The organism is Lactobacillus sp. ESL0681 (assembly GCF_029392835.1).
In the GTDB taxonomy this organism is placed as follows: Bacteria; Bacillota; Bacilli; order Lactobacillales; family Lactobacillaceae; genus Lactobacillus.
Genome location: NZ_CP113943.1, coordinates 1,077,410 through 1,093,546, shown reverse-complemented (window position 1 = coordinate 1,093,546; position 16,137 = coordinate 1,077,410). Strand labels below are relative to the sequence as shown.

At 39.0% G+C, this 16,137-nt stretch carries 15 protein-coding genes and 1 riboswitch; of the genes, 5 read left to right on the top strand and 10 right to left on the bottom strand.

Annotation, left to right across the window (positions count from 1 at the left end; translation table 11 throughout):
- The first annotated feature begins 17 nt into the window (after positions 1–17).
- From OZX59_RS05265 to OZX59_RS05245, 5 genes are all read left to right on the top strand, one after another.
- Complete coding sequence (locus OZX59_RS05265; protein ID WP_277124959.1) at positions 18–1,235, top strand: MFS transporter; 1,218 nt, start codon at positions 18–20, stop codon at positions 1,233–1,235.
- A gap of 24 nt (positions 1,236–1,259) precedes the next feature.
- On the top strand, positions 1,260–3,131 hold the full coding sequence (locus OZX59_RS05260) for an FAD-dependent oxidoreductase (RefSeq protein WP_277124957.1): 1,872 nt from the start codon (positions 1,260–1,262) through the stop codon (positions 3,129–3,131).
- A 4-nt stretch (positions 3,132–3,135) separates the two neighbouring features.
- Positions 3,136–4,578, top strand: coding sequence for an FAD-dependent oxidoreductase (locus OZX59_RS05255; protein ID WP_277124955.1), 1,443 nt, complete (start codon positions 3,136–3,138; stop codon positions 4,576–4,578).
- Between the two features lie 164 nt (positions 4,579–4,742).
- On the top strand, positions 4,743–5,711 hold the full coding sequence (locus OZX59_RS05250; RefSeq protein ID WP_277124953.1) for an SLAP domain-containing protein: 969 nt from the start codon (positions 4,743–4,745) through the stop codon (positions 5,709–5,711).
- Between the two features lies 1 nt (position 5,712).
- Positions 5,713–7,119 (top strand): SLAP domain-containing protein, encoded by a 1,407-nt coding sequence (locus tag OZX59_RS05245; protein WP_277124952.1) that lies wholly within the window; start codon positions 5,713–5,715, stop codon positions 7,117–7,119.
- Between the two features lie 58 nt (positions 7,120–7,177).
- Here the strand turns inward: OZX59_RS05245 and OZX59_RS05240 are convergent, their stop codons facing one another.
- The 10 genes from OZX59_RS05240 to lysA all read right to left on the bottom strand — a co-directional run bounded on the left by OZX59_RS05240 (position 7,178) and on the right by lysA (position 15,836).
- A complete protein-coding gene (locus OZX59_RS05240) occupies positions 7,178–7,525 on the bottom strand; it encodes a type II toxin-antitoxin system PemK/MazF family toxin (protein ID WP_277124950.1) in 348 nt (115 codons plus the stop codon).
- Positions 7,525–7,782, bottom strand: coding sequence for a type II toxin-antitoxin system PrlF family antitoxin (locus tag OZX59_RS05235; RefSeq protein WP_277124948.1), 258 nt, complete (start codon positions 7,780–7,782; stop codon positions 7,525–7,527). The genes OZX59_RS05240 and OZX59_RS05235 overlap by 1 nt, the downstream gene beginning before the upstream one ends.
- A 147-nt stretch (positions 7,783–7,929) precedes the next feature.
- Positions 7,930–8,580: a BspA family leucine-rich repeat surface protein gene (locus tag OZX59_RS05230; protein WP_277124946.1), complete on the bottom strand. Its 651-nt coding sequence runs from the start codon at positions 8,578–8,580 to the stop codon at positions 7,930–7,932.
- Between the two features lie 111 nt (positions 8,581–8,691).
- A complete protein-coding gene (locus OZX59_RS05225; RefSeq protein ID WP_277124944.1) occupies positions 8,692–9,741 on the bottom strand; it encodes an aspartate-semialdehyde dehydrogenase in 1,050 nt (349 codons plus the stop codon).
- Complete coding sequence (locus OZX59_RS05220) at positions 9,728–10,933, bottom strand: aminotransferase class I/II-fold pyridoxal phosphate-dependent enzyme (RefSeq protein WP_277124942.1); 1,206 nt, start codon at positions 10,931–10,933, stop codon at positions 9,728–9,730. Before OZX59_RS05220 ends, OZX59_RS05225 begins: the two co-directional genes overlap by 14 nt.
- 22 nt (positions 10,934–10,955) lie before the next feature.
- Positions 10,956–11,723 carry a 4-hydroxy-tetrahydrodipicolinate reductase gene (gene dapB / locus OZX59_RS05215; protein ID WP_277124940.1) on the bottom strand — a complete coding sequence of 256 codons (768 nt, stop codon included), beginning with the start codon at positions 11,721–11,723 and terminating at the stop codon, positions 10,956–10,958.
- Positions 11,716–12,642 (bottom strand): 4-hydroxy-tetrahydrodipicolinate synthase, encoded by a 927-nt coding sequence (gene dapA, locus OZX59_RS05210; RefSeq protein WP_277124938.1) that lies wholly within the window; start codon positions 12,640–12,642, stop codon positions 11,716–11,718. Before dapA ends, dapB begins: the two co-directional genes overlap by 8 nt.
- A gap of 20 nt (positions 12,643–12,662) precedes the next feature.
- Positions 12,663–13,817, bottom strand: a complete 1,155-nt coding sequence (locus tag OZX59_RS05205) for an N-acetyldiaminopimelate deacetylase (protein ID WP_277124936.1) — start codon at positions 13,815–13,817, stop codon at positions 12,663–12,665.
- 5 nt (positions 13,818–13,822) lie between these two features.
- On the bottom strand, positions 13,823–14,533 hold the full coding sequence (gene dapD, locus OZX59_RS05200; RefSeq protein WP_277126994.1) for a 2,3,4,5-tetrahydropyridine-2,6-dicarboxylate N-acetyltransferase: 711 nt from the start codon (positions 14,531–14,533) through the stop codon (positions 13,823–13,825).
- Between the two features lie 10 nt (positions 14,534–14,543).
- Entirely contained in the window at positions 14,544–15,836 is a 1,293-nt protein-coding gene (gene lysA, locus OZX59_RS05195; protein WP_277124934.1) for a diaminopimelate decarboxylase, read from the bottom strand.
- An 84-nt stretch (positions 15,837–15,920) separates the two neighbouring features.
- A riboswitch (Lysine riboswitch) is annotated at positions 15,921–16,102 on the bottom strand.
- Positions 16,103–16,137: the final 35 nt, after the last annotated feature.

The following is a 16,137-nucleotide window of genomic DNA, read 5'->3' as shown; positions in this document are numbered from 1 at the left end:
AGAAAGAAGATTTAATAATGGAAGAAAAACAATTACCAAAACTTTCTAATTATCGGTGGGTGATCTTAGCGATTGCAGCATCACTTGATATGATTAGCAATTATGTTCAGTTTCAAATATCTGCATTAGCCACTCAGATTATGCCGGAGCTACATTTGACTCAACCACAATTTTCGAGTTTATTGATGGCGCCGATGTTAATTGCCGTGTTTCTCAGTATTCCTGCTGGGTCATTAGCAGATAAGTTTGGCGCTAAGAAAATAGTTACAGTTGGTTTAGTTGTATCGGTTATTGGAGCATTCGGTCGCTTATGGGCTAGTAACTTTATTACAATGATGATAATACTGCTATTATTTGGAGTTTACATGGCATTACTCAACGCTAATACGATGAAATTATTTGGGACTTGGTTTAAACAAGATACTAACATGGCGATGGGAATTTTCTTTGCATCAGCCAGTGTTGGAATCATGCTTTCGCAAATTACGGGACCAATGTTTCCTAATGTTCAGACCGCTTATATTTTTTCATCAGTTGTTTTACTTATTTTAGCAGTTTGTTGGATTGTTTTTGTTAAGGATGTTCCAGCTGGTGAGGAATTACCTAAACAAGAAGTTGTAGCCGAACACAAGGAATCTTCATGGGACTTCTTTAAAGTTGCTGCTAAAAGTAAAAAGACTTGGATTGTTGCAATGTCTGTTGGCTTCGGTATGGGTGCAAGTGAAGCTTTTTCTGGAATTTTACCTCAAGCTTTTGCAGCTAGAGGAATGACACCGACGCAAGCCGGTACGATTGCGGCAATTGCCACTGTAGGCAGTATGTGTGGTAGTGCCTTTGGTCCAGCAATTGTTGATAAATCAAAACGTGCTAAACCATTAATGATGTTGATTACTATTTTAGGTGGTATTTCAATGGCAATTACTTGGTACATGCCGCTAGGAATAGTATTAACAGCTAACTTAATTCTGGGTGGACTGCTAGGTGCAATGACTGGACCAATTATGCAAGCAATGCCAATTCAATTTCCTGAAATTGGACCTAAATATGCTGGTAGTGCCGGTGGCTTAGTTGGTACGATTTCATTACTACTTTCATATTGTGTACCGGTAATTATTTCTGCGATTGCTGGTAAGAGCTATGTAACTACTTTTATCGTTCAGGGGACAGTTTTTGCTTTAACAGCGATTTTTATTGCACTATTACCTGATGCTAACAGTGCACGTCGCCACGGATAGGATTCGAAAGGATTTTGGTTATAAATGAAAAATAAAATTACAAATAAACCTGGTAAATATACTGGCTCAGGTCAGGGTAAAGATGAGTTAATTAATGTTGAAGTTGAAATTGGTCAAGATAAGATAAATCAGATCAAGGCTATGAATAATTTTGCTCCGGATAGTTTGGCTGCCAATGCTTTCCAAAAAATGGCACAGAAAATTATTAATGAGCAATCTGTTGATGTTGATGTTGTGTCTGGTGCTTCGGAAACCTCTCGCGGAATAATTACGGGTGTCAAAGAAGCTTTGACTAAAGCAGATGTGGATTTTACTGCTCTAAAGTCTAATGGATCAAAGAATACAGGTACTACTAAAGAAGTAATTGACGTTGATGTCGCCGTGGTTGGTGCTGGGTCAGCCGGTGTTGCGGCTGCTCTGGCTGCTAAGCAAGAAGGTGTAAGTGTAGCGTTGATTGAAAAGACAGTATCCCCACTTGGAGCGGGAACTTTTGCTGGAGGGATGTTTGCGGCTGACAGTCAGCAGCAAAAAGACGCAGGAAAAGTAGTATCTAAAAAATGGCTTTATGACGAATATATGGATGCTTCTCAAGGCTACATGAATTCAATTTTAGTGCGCCGGATTATTGATGAATCAGGTAAAACTGTTGATTGGCTTAATGAAAATGGCGCTATTATGAAACTGGTTGATGCCGGTACAGGTGGCAGCTATGATCATATTGGTATGCCCGCAACACTCCATGGTTATCAAGAAGGTGGAACTAAGGCAATTACTAACTTAATAGATAAGTTAAAATCATTAGGCGGTAAGGTGTATTTTGGTTTTACTGGTAAAAAGATACTGCAAGATAATACTGGTGCAGTTACTGGATTAATTGCGCAAGGTGATGAGAGTGAGCTTGAAGTTCATGCTCAAAAAACTATTATTGCTACTGGTGGTTTTGGTGGGAATCCTAAAATGCGTAAGAAATATTTGGGTGATGTTAGTACACCAGGTCAAGTTTTGCAAAACACTGGTGATGGCTTAAATATGGCTTGGGATGCTGGCACTGCTCATCATATTAATGGTTCAACGCATTATTTCTGGCAGACTTTTAGCAATGAAGATACTAATGCGATGGCTAAGTTAGTTGGTCCAGATTGGCTGCCATTAAATGCTTTAGCAGACTTTCCCAACTTACGGGTTAATCTTCGTGGACAACGCTATGCTAGTGAAACGCATGCTTTGGATTTTGCTGTACATGGTGCTGAGTTGTCTGAGCAGCCTAAACAAACTGAATTTGTTATTTTTGATCAAGCCATGCTTGATAAGATTAAAGCAGGTGGTACTGCGGCAATTGAGGAACATTATGACAAATGGAAGAATAAACGACAATTTTACATGGAATTTAATTTTCCAACTGATACCGCTGAGAGTATCAAGCGTGAACATGAAAAAACTGATTTTACTAGCTTGCTCAAGAAGCTGTCAACAACTGACGTAGTGTTTGTTGGCAAGACCGTTTCGGAATTGGCTGATAAAATGGGTGTTGATTCAGTTAATTTACAACAGTCTGTTAACCAATATAATCATGCTAAACAAGTAGGAGAAGACGAGTTATTCTTTTCTGATCCTGAGCGTATGATTCCTGTAGAACAAGGACCATTTTATGCGGTGAAATTTATCGCACGCAATTTGGGTACACTTGGCGGTGCTACAATTGATGAAAAGATGCACGCTCTTACACCTGCTGGTGAACCTGTAACTAATTTGTATGTTACAGGAGCAGATGCCTCAGGAATGTATGGCAAGGCTTATGTTGATTTTGAAGGTGGAACACTTGGTTTTGCCTATATCTCTGGTCGTTTGGCCGGAATTGATGCTGCCCAAATGGTGAAGACAGATAAAGAAGGATAAAAATATGACTCAAAAATATGATGTAGTGGTTGTTGGTGCTGGACTAGCTGGCTTTGCAGCTGCTACTGAAGCTGTTGATAATAATTTAAAGACGTTATTAATTGAAAAAGGCAAGACCACAGGCGGGACTGGTAACTACGTTGAAGGGGTCTTTGCAGCTGATTCTGAATTACAGAAAAAAGAGCATGCGGTAATTGATAAAACCGAGCTGCTCAAAGAAGAGCTGGAATACTCACACTATAAAGGTGACGGCAAGATGTGGCAGAAGTATATTGCCAGTGCTGGTAAGAATGTTTCTTGGCTTGAAGAGCGTGGAGTTAAGTTTGCCATGGTAGTTAGTATGGGAACTAGCGTTAGAAGTTGGCACCTGTTTGAAGGTAAAGGGCATGATGCGATCCATAATGGTCTAGAACCATATGCTAAGAAAAGGGGGCTAACGATTAAAACGCTGACTAAAGTTACTGATTTAAAGCAAGTCCAAGATCAGAGCTATGAGGTTGTTTTAGAAAATGTTACCGATAAGGTAACTGAAATTGTTAATACGCAGAATGTGATTTTAGCAACTGGCGGATACTTAAACGATGAAAAATTATTTAGTCAAACGCCTCATCAGAATCCCGAGAATGTTATTCCAGTTAATTCTGGCAAAAGTACAGGTGATGGATTGCGCTTGGCTTGGCAACTTGGTGCTAAAAAGTATTTTACAGGTATGTCAATGATGTTTGGTGGACAATTAAAAGATAAAACTGTTCCATCATTTAAACTCTGGGGTACAGCAATTTGGAGTTCTGTTTGTGATCAACCGCAGATGTGGGTTAACGAACTAGGTGAGCGCTTTGTTGATGAAAGTGCCTGCGTAGTTAATTGGGCAAATGAAGGCAATGCGATGAATCGGCAGGATCGTGTTTTCTGTATCTTTAGTCAAAATATTTTAGATGATTTTACTGATAAGTCATATCCACGTTCAATGAAACCGGTAATTCCTGAAGATCGTTATCCAACTTTGCGGGCTGATATTGAACAAGCAGAAAAAGATGGTCGCAAATACCTACATAAAGCCGAAACTATTGAAGAATTAGCACATGCAATTAATACGCCAAATTTGCCAGCGTATGTTAAGCATTATAATGAAATGGCTAAAAATGGTGAAGATACCGATTTTCATAAGCCAGCTAAGTATATGTTGCCAATCACAGGAGATGGTCCAGTTTATGCTATTGAATTAGGAGTAGGAGCATATACGACTGGCGATGGGTTGCGAGTTAATGTTGATAATGAAGTTCTGAACACTGAAGGTCGACCGATTAAGGGATTGTATGCTATTGGTAGTGATGGGTCAGCTGTTCTTTATGGTGACACCTACGGTGTTAATGTACCGGGTACTCATGCAGGTTATTGTATATTTTCTGGTCGAAACGCTGTCCAAGCAATTACTCAAGCAGAATAGTTAAAGGTTTCAAATAAGCCATTAAGTCAATACAGACTCAATGGCTTTTATTGTAGCTAAATTATTCTTGCTACTTTTAAATATAATATAAGCGCTTTACACTGGTTAACTAAAGAATTATGATAAAGGTAAACTTATATTGATGTTAAGAATCAGGAAAAACAATGAAAGAAAAGAAACTTAGGAATTGTCTTAAACTAGCGTTTTGCTCATGTTTATTATTCTTTAGCTACATAGCAAATACCAATCGACCTGTTTTTGCTGCTGATACTACTGATTCGGCAGCGGAAATTGACTATGATGCAATTACACCAGTGGCTCAGCCCAAGGGGCAAGAAGTAGTTATTCCGACTAACACTAAAATAACTCAAAATGATGATTATGCTAGATTAAGTTTGGCTAATTGGCAGGATATGCCAGCAGGCACAACTTTTTCTTGGATCAGGAAGCCTAAGACAATCATTAATGGTTTATCCGATGGTAGAGTAGGAATAGTTTTACCAGATGGTACATTTAAATTTGTTGAGGTAACCGTCAAGATTGCTGGGCAAAAACAAGTCAAGCTTAAAAAGGATACCTATTTATTTAACGAGCAGGGTAAGCAACTTAATAAGACATTGTTGAAGTCTGGTTCAATTGTTAACGTTAATGGTACGAAAAAAATTAAGGGTCATAAGTTCTATGTTTTGGATGACCAACACTTTTTATCACTAAGTAACTTCAAGGTTAGCAAAAAGCAGCAGGTTAAAGTAGGTAAAAAGCTGCAGCGAGTCATGCACAGTACCTATCTATATGATGAAAAAGGTCATAGAGCCAATGCGATTACGCTAAAAGCTGGCTCGTATGTCAAAATTCATGAAATTGCTCAAGAAGACAATATTAACTATGCGGCTGGGCGGTTTTTTTATTTAGTTGGCAAGGGACTTTATGTACCAGTGCGTAACATCACTGGAATGAAGAACGAAGTTGAATGGCAAGATAAAGCAATCCCGCTTTATAATAATAAGGGTAAAAGAATAGGTGAAATTCCAGCTCATACACCATATAGAACTTACGGAGATGCGGTTAAAATTAAAGATAAATATTATTATATTGTTGATAAAGGGAAATTAATACGCGATAGGGTATCATAAAATGAAAAAATTTCAAAAGTTAGGGATGTTTCTAGCTGCATTATTGCTAGGGATAAGCCCAATAATATCAACTGTTCAACCGGAAACTGTGCAAGCTAAAAAGGCTGTTAAGCATAAGTTAGAAACTATTGGCAATCCTTTTATTTATAAAAGTAATGGTAAGCGATATAGATATTATAATAATATTCCTGGGCTTGGCTTTGCTGAACCGGATGCAAATGGATATTCCTATATTGATAGTGATGATATTGGTGAATTTGATTATACTGGTAAGACTAAACAAATTAAGGGCAAGAAGTACTATCAGCTTGCCAAAAATGCCTATATTAGCGCCGTTAATGTCTTTTCAGTGAACGGCAAAAATATTCAAAAGGGTAAATTGTTGCTCAATCATGCTTCTCAAGTTTATAACCAAGCTGGTAAAAAAACGACTAAAGTACTAGCTAATAATACGTTGGTTAAGCATGCCGGTAAAGTAAAAAAGACCAATAAAATGCCTAAATATTTCTATTATCAATATCTGGATGAGGGGAAGACAGAACAGTGTTATTTACCAATTCATCGGATTAAGGGCGAGGATTTTTATTCATTAGGTAAGAATCGTTATATTAAGGCTATTAATGTAGCAAGAATTGATGGCTATGTGGCACGATATAATGGTGTCGTTAGTGCTATTGTTAGAGAAAATACCAGTACAACTTCATTTACTGGCGTAAAGGCTCTCCATAAGCTCAAGAAAGGACAAAAAATTAAGCTAGATTTGTCCTTTACTCAAGATGATGAGGATGGTGATTACTATGATACTTGCTATCGCCTACATGATTATCCTAATGAATACATTGATGACTGGAAAGTAAAGATAAGAAATGAAGTGCCAATCGTTAATTACAATGATATTGCTTTGAGGAAGTTTACGGCTGTTTCTAATGAGCCGCTTAAGCTTTATGATAATCAGGCAGTAGAGTTATCTAAGCCACTGACGCCTGCTAAAGATGAAACTGTCAGTGTCGATGGTTTGTTTTACCTGTGGAATAAGACTCAGCAAAAAGCAGAACTTTATTATCATGTATTAAGGCAAACTAATGAGCAGATTCCAGCAACAGATCCTAACCGGCTAACTTTTAGTAATGGTTTTGTTAAAGCAAGTGATATCAAGCTTGATAATGATTATGTTAAATTGGAACCTGTGAATACTGAACAAGAGGCTGAAGCAGATCAGGCAATAGCAACGGCTGATGACAAGAAGGAATTATTGCAGCTGTTTAAAGATGGACAGAATAATTTAACTGGTGATAATGTTAATTATGAAAATGCTTTGGCAAATGCGGCTAAGGTCTTGAACTCGGCTTCAGCTACTAAAGCTGAAGTAAAAGAAGTGGTTTGGCTGGTAAAAAATACTGAGCATTAATTAACCATAAAAAATAAAGGAGCTTTTCGAGCTCCTTTTTGTTTATATTGATACTAATTTAATAGAATTGTTTAATAATTGTACTAATTTGGGTTACTTTGTTTGGCTCAAGTCTTGCCACAACTCGGCAGTTTGTTTGTTTTGTAGGATCAATTGCACGTAAATGTTGCAATAGTGCAGTACCATGTACTTTTTCTTGTTGAATAGTAATAAACATTGGTGATTGAAGATATTTTTCTTCAGTCAAATATTTTTTCGAAGAACTAATAGGCACAATAATTATGGTATTGAAGTGTCGATTATAGTGCTCATTACTGACAACAAGGCATGGGCGAGTCTTTTTTATTTCGGTACCTTTGGCTGGATTAAGGTCAATCCAAATAATATCTCCTTGTTGCAATTGCACTAGTCAAAATCCTCACTTTCGATATCTTCACCCCATTCGACTTCAGATGTAGCAATACTGCCGTATTGCTTTTCTTGTTCGTCAATGATATCCCATAAATTTGGTTTATCAGTAGTGACAGTGATTCTTCCGTCTGGAGAGATTAACCATTCGATTTTGTCTTGAGGATTAACTTGGAGGATATTTCTAACGGTCTTGGGAATAGTAATTTGATTCTTACTGGTTATTTTGGAACTAATTTTTGTTAGATTTTGCATAATTAGACTCCTTTCGTTAATAGTGTTTAGTATAGCTAGTTTTACAATGTAAGGCAAATGTAAGGAATTAAAATAATAAAAATTAATGGGTTAGCGCTAATTAATTGTAAACAAAAAGGAGCTTTTTCAGCTCCTTTATTTGTTTAACTAATTTTTATGATCATTAACGATAATGCTATTAGCTGTTTGATCATTATTGGGTTTGGTTTTATTTAGACCAGAGCCAGTAAACATGTTTTGTTTCTTTTTAACGTGTTCAGTATTTAACTGGCTTAAGTCGAGGCTGGTTAATTTTATATCTCCAGCAAACATGTTGGTCATATTGGCGACTTTAATAGTATTAATTTTACTTAAATCAAGTTTAGTTAACTTGGGATTGTTACTAAATAGATTGCTCATATTGACCGTTTGACTGGTATCAACTAAGTCAAAGTTATCAATGCTAATCAGATTATGTAGATTATTAAACTTACTATCAGAGTTAATAGGTAAGATAACTGGTGTAGCAAAGACAATGCGTTCAATTGTTGAACTCCAAGAAACTAAATTTGCAATTGGCTTAGTTCCTAGTTGCTGTCCGTTGGTCCCCTTGCTGATGGTCAAGGTTCTAGTAATAATATCGTATGACCAATTACATTCGCCATCTTGTCCGCTCCATAAAGTAGCAAAAGTGTTGGTGCTAGGTTCTGCTGCAGCCACTGAAGTTGGTTTGAATCCTAATGTGCCAATACTCACTAGAATTGTAGCTGCTATTAGTAATGATTTGGCTTTTCTTTGAAAATGGGTTATTCTTTTCATTTTAAAAATTCCTCTTAAACTAATTGTTAACTTAATTATAATCCTAAATGAGATGGTAAGATAAAAATTATTTAACTAATTTAGGTTATTCGGAGATACCATCTTTTTGTTTTACATTAAATCATCTGCAACTAAACATTCTGCAACTTCCACCGTATTCCAGGCAGCGCCCTTTAACAAGTTGTCGGCAACAACCCATATATTGAATGCGCCAGGATTTTCTTCATCAAGACGAATTCGACCGACAAAGGTTTCGCGTTTACCCGCGGCAGTTAGCGGTTGTGGATATAGTTGTTTAGCGGGTTCATCTTGAACAATAATGCCAGGGGCGGTAGCTAATAACGTATGTAAGTCACTAACTGTAGCAGTTTTATCTGCAGTAACCAAATAAATCGATTCGCCATGACCAATTTCTACTGGTACGCGCACACAAGTTGCGGTGACTTTAATGTCTGGGCTATCCATGTCGTCTAGCAAAATCTTTTTAGTTTCATGAATCATTTTCCATTCTTCATGAGTGTAGCCGTCTTTTTCAAAAACATCGATTTGCGGTAGTAAGTTGAAAGCCTGGGGATAATGGTTAGCTGCTCCTTTGACTGGTGTAATTTTGGCAGTCATTGGTTTGTCATACAAGTGTTGCTTGGTTTGATCCAATAATTCTTGCCATGCTGCCTGTCCGGCTCCAGAAATTGCCTGATAAGTTGAAACAATTACCTGTTTTAAACCGAATTTTTGTCGAATCGGTGCTAGAGCTAAAACCATTTGGATGGTTGAACAGTTAGGATTAGCAATAATTCCGTGATGTTTTTTTAAAGCATTGCGATTCACTTCTGGGATAACTAGTGGCACATCGGGATCCATGCGAAAAGCGCTGGTGTTATCAACGCAAACAGCACCTGCCTCAACGGCAATTGGCAAGAATTTTTTAGAAACCTCACCGCCAGCAGAAGCGAGAACTAAATCAATATTTTTAAATGAGTCAACAGTTGTTTGTTCAACAGTTAGCGATTCACCTTTAAACTGTAGTATTTTGCCAGCCGAGCGTTTAGAAGCCAATAATTTTAAATTTTTAACAGGGATAGTTGATTGAGCCAGTTGGTCGATTAGGCGACTCCCAACGGCGCCCGTTGCTCCTAAGATTGCCACATTATAACCGTTCATGCTTAGTACCTCCGTTATTTAAAAACTGTGCAATTCTGTTTATTGCTTTCTCAATGTCAGTCAGACTTGCTGCATAGGAAAAGCGAATATGACCTTCACCACCAGGACCAAAGGCACTACCCGGAATACAACCGACACGTGCCTTTGTCGCCAATAACTTGGCAAAATATTTATCATCGGTTTGATATTTTTCTGGGATTTTAACGAAGAGATAGAATGCGCCTTCAGGTGGAATTACTTTCAAGCCTAATTTGGTTAAGCCATCGCTCAAAACTTGCTGGCGTTCGGTGTATATTTTGACAGCAGCTTGTGGATCTAGGTCACCAGCAGGCGATAGTGCTTCTGTAGCGGCTGCTTGAGTAGTATTAGCCACGGTGGTAACTAAAAGAGCATGAGTCGTGGTCATCTTTTTGATAATTGCTTGCGGACCAGCAAGATAACCGATTCTGTAGCCCGTCATTGCGTGTGACTTTGATAAGCCGTTAATTAAAATAGTTCGCTCGGGAATAACACGAGCAATCGAGTAATGTTTTTGCGCTTTATAAAGTAATTCGCTATAAATTTCATCAGAAATTACATAGAGCTGCTGACTGGCTAAAAGCGAGCCGAGTTGTTTAATTAATTTAGGTGGGTATTCACGCCCGGTTGGGTTATTAGGATAATTTAAAATAATTCCTTTTGCTTGTGGATGTCGCTTTAAAGTTCGCTTAAGTGCTTCAGGAGTTAGAAGATAATCGTCATCTGCAGTATTAATAGTCACAGCTGTTATTCCAAATAGCTGCAATAAGGAAAAATAAAGAGCAAAGATAGGAGTTGGCACAATCACTTCGTCGCCAGGATTAAAGAGAGAAATAATTGCGGTGGCGATTGCTTCGGTTGCACCAACGGTAATGATAATTTCGCTATTAGGATTATAAACTAGTTCTTGTTTGCGCTTAAGATAAGCACTGATTGCCTTACATAACTGGAGATTTCCAGCTTGTCTGCCATAATGGGATTCATTATTTTCAATGCTGTGAATGGCAGCTTGCTTAACATGTTCTGGAGTATTTAAGTCAGGTTCTCCTAAAGTTAATTTAATAATTTCTGGAATATCTGAAATTTCTTGGTCAAACTTCCGGATAGCTGAAGGGGTGGTAACAGCCAAGCGCTGATTTTCAATCTCGATTAAGTCTGTAGCTAATTGTGGCATGATATTTTCTTCTTTCTTCCTATTATATAAGGTTCTCTAAGCCAATAACTAGGTTATGCAAGTCGCTAACTTTTTCAAGCGCTAATCTAACCCCGTGCATGAAGGAATGGCGATCAAAAGAATCTTGTCTAATCGTTAAAGCTTCACCGTCGCCGCCAAAGAGCACTTGTTCATGGGCAACGTAGCCGGGTAAACGAACTGCGTGGATAGGAATGCCATATTTGTCAGCACCACGTGCGGGATTATTTGCAAAGTTTGCTTCGGGTTGATGATTGCGATTTTGCGCGATGATTTGCGCGGTTTGAATGGCAGTTCCTGAAGGCGCATCTTTTTTATCGGCATGATGCATTTCGATAATCTCGGCATCTGGAAAGTAAGCAGCTGCAATTTGAGCAAATTTCATTAATAAAATGGCTGATAGACCAAAGTTGGGGGCAATAATACCGCCAACTTTTTTATCGGTTGCTAAAACTTGTAGTTTAGCAGCTTGTTCGTCGGTTAAGCCGCTAGTACCAATTATGGGTTTAATGTTGTGTTCTATGGCAAATTTGGTATTGTCATAAACAGCGCTCGGAACAGTAAAATCAATCCAAATGTCATACTGACCAGTAATATCAGTCAACTTTTTAAACATTTTGACAGATGAAGCTAACTGATAAGTGGCGGGATCTAGGCTAGTTAGATGCGGCGCTAACACACCAGTTATTTCGTAATCAGGTAAAGAGTCGATCAACTTAACAACTTCTTGTCCCATTGAACCGTTAAAACCGGCTAAAAATACTTTAAGCATGATTTTCTCCTAACGTTAAAACAAGCGGCGCAGCTAAATTATAATTGGGTAGTTCAAGTGCCTGGGCTAATTGTTGTTTTTCGGATTCGTTTAAATCAACAATTGGTAAGCGGCAGCTACCAGTATGAAAACCTTGGGCGTTCAAAACAGCTTTTACTCCAGAAGGTGATGGAAATAAAAATAATGCGTCCATCTTTGGGGTAAGGAGCCGCTGCCAACTACCGGCTTCAGCAATCTTACCAGCTTTAAGCGCCTGATACATTTGCGTCATTTGGTCACCATAAAGATGGGAAGCAACAGAAATAATTCCCTGAGCGCCAATTACTTTAGCGACTAAAGCTTGCTTATCTTCACCGCTATATACTAAAAAGTCGCTTGGTGCATGTTCTACGAGATATTCTAAATCTTCGGTGGTAGTACATTGCTTAACGCCGATAATGTTGGGATGCTTTGCTAATTGTAAAACCGTTTCGTTAGTCATCGTGACACCAGTGCGACCGGGAATATTATAAATTATGATTGGTAAGTCTGAATGATCAGCGATTGCAGTAAAATGGGCCAACATCCCGCGCTGATTAGGCTTGTTGTAATATGGTACGACCACGAGTAATGCATCAATCCCAGCAATTTGACTGACTTTTTGAGTTAACTCGATAGTCGCTGCGGTATTGTTAGAACCAGTGCCAGCGATAATGGGTACCCGACCTGCTACGATTTCAACGGCTTTTTGATAAAGCGCGATTTTCTCATCATAAGTTAGCGTAGCAACTTCGCCAGTTGTACCGCCAAAGACAAAGCCCTGACTGCCATGGGCAATTAAATGGTTAACTAGTTGCTTAAGACCAGCATAATTAAGCGATCCATCGTCATTAAAAGGGGTAATAATCGCAGTTATAATTTCTGCTTCTTGTAGTAACATTTTTATTTTTCCTTCCTATATTATAAATTCGCCATTCGATATTCTAGAAAACCAATAACGGTTTTGACGCCGATCATGATTGCGCGTTCATCCGGTACAAAAGTAGCTGAATGTAGTGCACTAGTTTTGCCAACTCCTAACCAGAACATGGTGCCGGGAATTTTGCTTAGAAGATAACCAAAATCTTCGCCAGTCATGGCAGGGGATGTTTTGACAAAATCAATATCGGATTTTTGCTGTAAAAAATTAATTAATTGCTTAGTTAATTTAGGATCATTTTTCACTGGGAAATAACCGCCTTGGTTAAAGTCAAGTTTTACTTGTGCGTTATAACTTGTAGCAATTCCTTGAGCAATTGCTTGCAGACGCTGTTTAATTTGCTCAATAATTGGTTGGCTTAAACCGCGAATAGTCCCTTCGATATGAGCACTGCCAGCGATGGCATTGCGTACACTGCCAGCAGTCATTTTTCCTAGGGTAATGACGCCAGCCTCTAAGGGATCAATACTGCGCGAAATGATTGTCTGTACTTGGTTGACGAATTCTGCTGCTGCGACCACCATGTCATTAGCATTTTGGGGATAAGCGGCATGACCATCTCGACCGTAAAAGTCGACGTTAATTTCGGTTGTTCCGGCAAATAAGGTTCCAAGACATGTACCAATACTACCTGTTGCAAGTTTAGGCGTATCGTGCAATGCGTAGATTTCAGTAATGTGTGATTTTCCTTGAAAAAGTCCAAGATCATAAGCTAATTTAGCGCCACTTTCACTTTCTTCGGCAGGTTGGAAGAAAAAGACTAAATTATCAGTAGGTTGCTGATCAGCAAAATAGCTGAGAATGCCCAGAGCAACACTCATGTGGAGATCATGACCACAAGCATGCATTATGCCGGGATGGGTTGATTGAAATGGCAGCCCAGTTTGTTCGCTGACTGGTAGTCCATCAATATCAGCACGATAACCAAGCGTTTTGTGCGGATTTTTACCCTGAACGTAAATCATAATGGCAGTTGGCAACTCAGAAAATTCCTTGATTGTTAGGTATTGTTGCGGGAAGCTGCTAATAATTTTTAACAGTAACTTGTGGGTTTCATGTTCTGCTAAAGCCAGCTCAGGGATTTGATGGAGTTGTCTTCTAATCTTAATTAATTGTTGTTCATTGAGTGCAGGCATTTAAGTCACAACTTTCGCAGCTGATCTTCTAAGCCAGTTTTACTTTTAGTCTTAAGATCTACTTGTTTGATTACTTTAGCAGGAACACCTGCGACCACTGCATTTGGTGCAACGTCTTTGGTAACAATGGCCCCTGCTGCAATTACAGCGCCACTTCCGACTGTAATTCCTTCTAAAACTACGGCGTTAGCGCCAATTAACACATTATCGCCAATCATTACTGGCTGGGCAGAGGCAGGTTCGATGACACCAGCAATTACGGCATTAGCGCCAACATGAACATTTTCGCCGATAATTGCTCTGCCACCGATAACCGCGCCCATATCAACCATGGATTTAGCGCCGATTTCGGCACCAAGATTAATGACTGCCCCCATCATAACAACGGCTTGTTTACCAATCGTTACTTGGTCACGTATAATTGCCCCTGGTTCAATCCGAGCGTCCACTTCTTTAAGATCTAACAATGGCAGTGCAGAATTACGGGCCTCATTTTCAATATGATAATCGCTGATGAGTGCTGCATTTGCTTGCAAGCACTCTTTAACTACCGGCCAGTCGCCAAATAGTACGCCGATTTTGTCATCTAAAAAAGCTTGAATGGTTGAGGGAATAGCTAATTGCTGTAATTTTCCCTGTAAAAAAACTTTAACTGGAGTTGTTTTATCTGCATTGCTAATCAAATTAATTAATTCTTGTGCATCTTTTTTCATAATTTTGCCTCGCTTAATTGAGATAATCTAAATCTAGTCGAATTAAATCGCTAGCGGTTTCTCGTTTAACTACTAGCTTTGCTTGTCCGTTTTCTGCAAAAACCACTGCCGGTCGTCCAACTCGGTTATAGTTGGAGGCCATCGAATAGCCATAAGCTCCAGTGGCTAGCACTGCTAAGATATCTTCCGGACTAATATCTGGTAGTGGTTGGTTTTTCACTAAAATATCTCCTGATTCGCAATAACGACCAGCAATGGTCACGGTTTGGGTTGGTGCAGCTAGAGGGTTGCTCGCTAGGAGCGCTTGATACTTAGCTTGGTAAAGACTCGGTCGAATGTTGTCGCCCATGCCGCCATCAACGCTGATATAGGTTCTGAGATTAGGAATTTCTTTGCGCGCTCCAATGGTATAGAGACTATAACCAGCAGCACCTACGATTGCGCGACCTGGTTCTAGCCAAATCGCTGGTAAATTTAAATTAGTCTCAGCGATTTCAGCTTTTAAGTCGGTCACAATTTGATGAATAAAGCTTTTGGGTGGTAATGGATGATCATTTGCAGTGTATTGAATGCCAAAACCACCGCCCAAATTTAAAACTGCTGGTTGATAGCCATATTTTTCTTGCCAATTAGCAGACAGTTTGACTAGTTTTTTTACTAAGGCACTAAAGCCGTTAACCGCCATAATCTGTGAACCGATATGGGCATGATAGCCAATTAAATGCAAATGTTGACTAGCTAACACTTGTTTTAAAGCTTGTTCTGCTTGTCTTGAAGCAATATCAAAGCCAAACTTGCTGTCAACTTGCCCAGTTTGGATGTATTCGTGAGTGTGAGCAGTAATTCCAGGTGCTAGTCGCAACATGACATTTATTTGGCTGGCAGTTCCAGCTAATAATTGCTCTAAAAGTGTTAATTCGTAAAAGTTATCGACAATAATCGTCCCAACGTGCTGGTCGAGAGCTAGCTTTAGTTCAGCACGGGTTTTATTGTTCCCATGAAAACTGACCTTTGCCATGGGAAAGCCCGCTGCAACAGCAGTCATTAGTTCACCGCTGGAAACTACGTCAAGGTGCCCTTGTTCTTGATTGATAACCTGGTCAATTGCCTTGATTGCTAGTGCTTTTGAAGCATAACTAATTTCGTAATTGATCTTGGTTTCATCAAAAGCGGCTTGAAATTGCTCAAACTGATGTCTGATTTTGGTCACATCATAAACGATTAATGGTGTACCAAAATTATGAGCTAAGTCGATGGCGTCACAACCGCCAATTGTCAGATGTCCTTGTGTATTTGTCTTAACCAAGCTACATTCCTCCAGCTTTACTAACTAAAAAAGGTTCTTTTGTTTACGCTTGAAACAAAAGAACCTTTAAATTTTTGGGATCAATTTGTCGATAGCGCTCCGCAGATTTATTCTGCGACAGTTCATAGTCTCTTAAACTATGCCCCAGCAACTAATCACTTGCTTATTACGATTAGCACTTCGGCAATTTCCCCTTTCAGTTGGCTTCAACGCTAAGCAAAAGCTCGGTCAACTTACTGATGGTTATTGCAACCTCATTCGATAGTGCAAATACTAACTTCTTTTGGTCAGCATGTCAAGA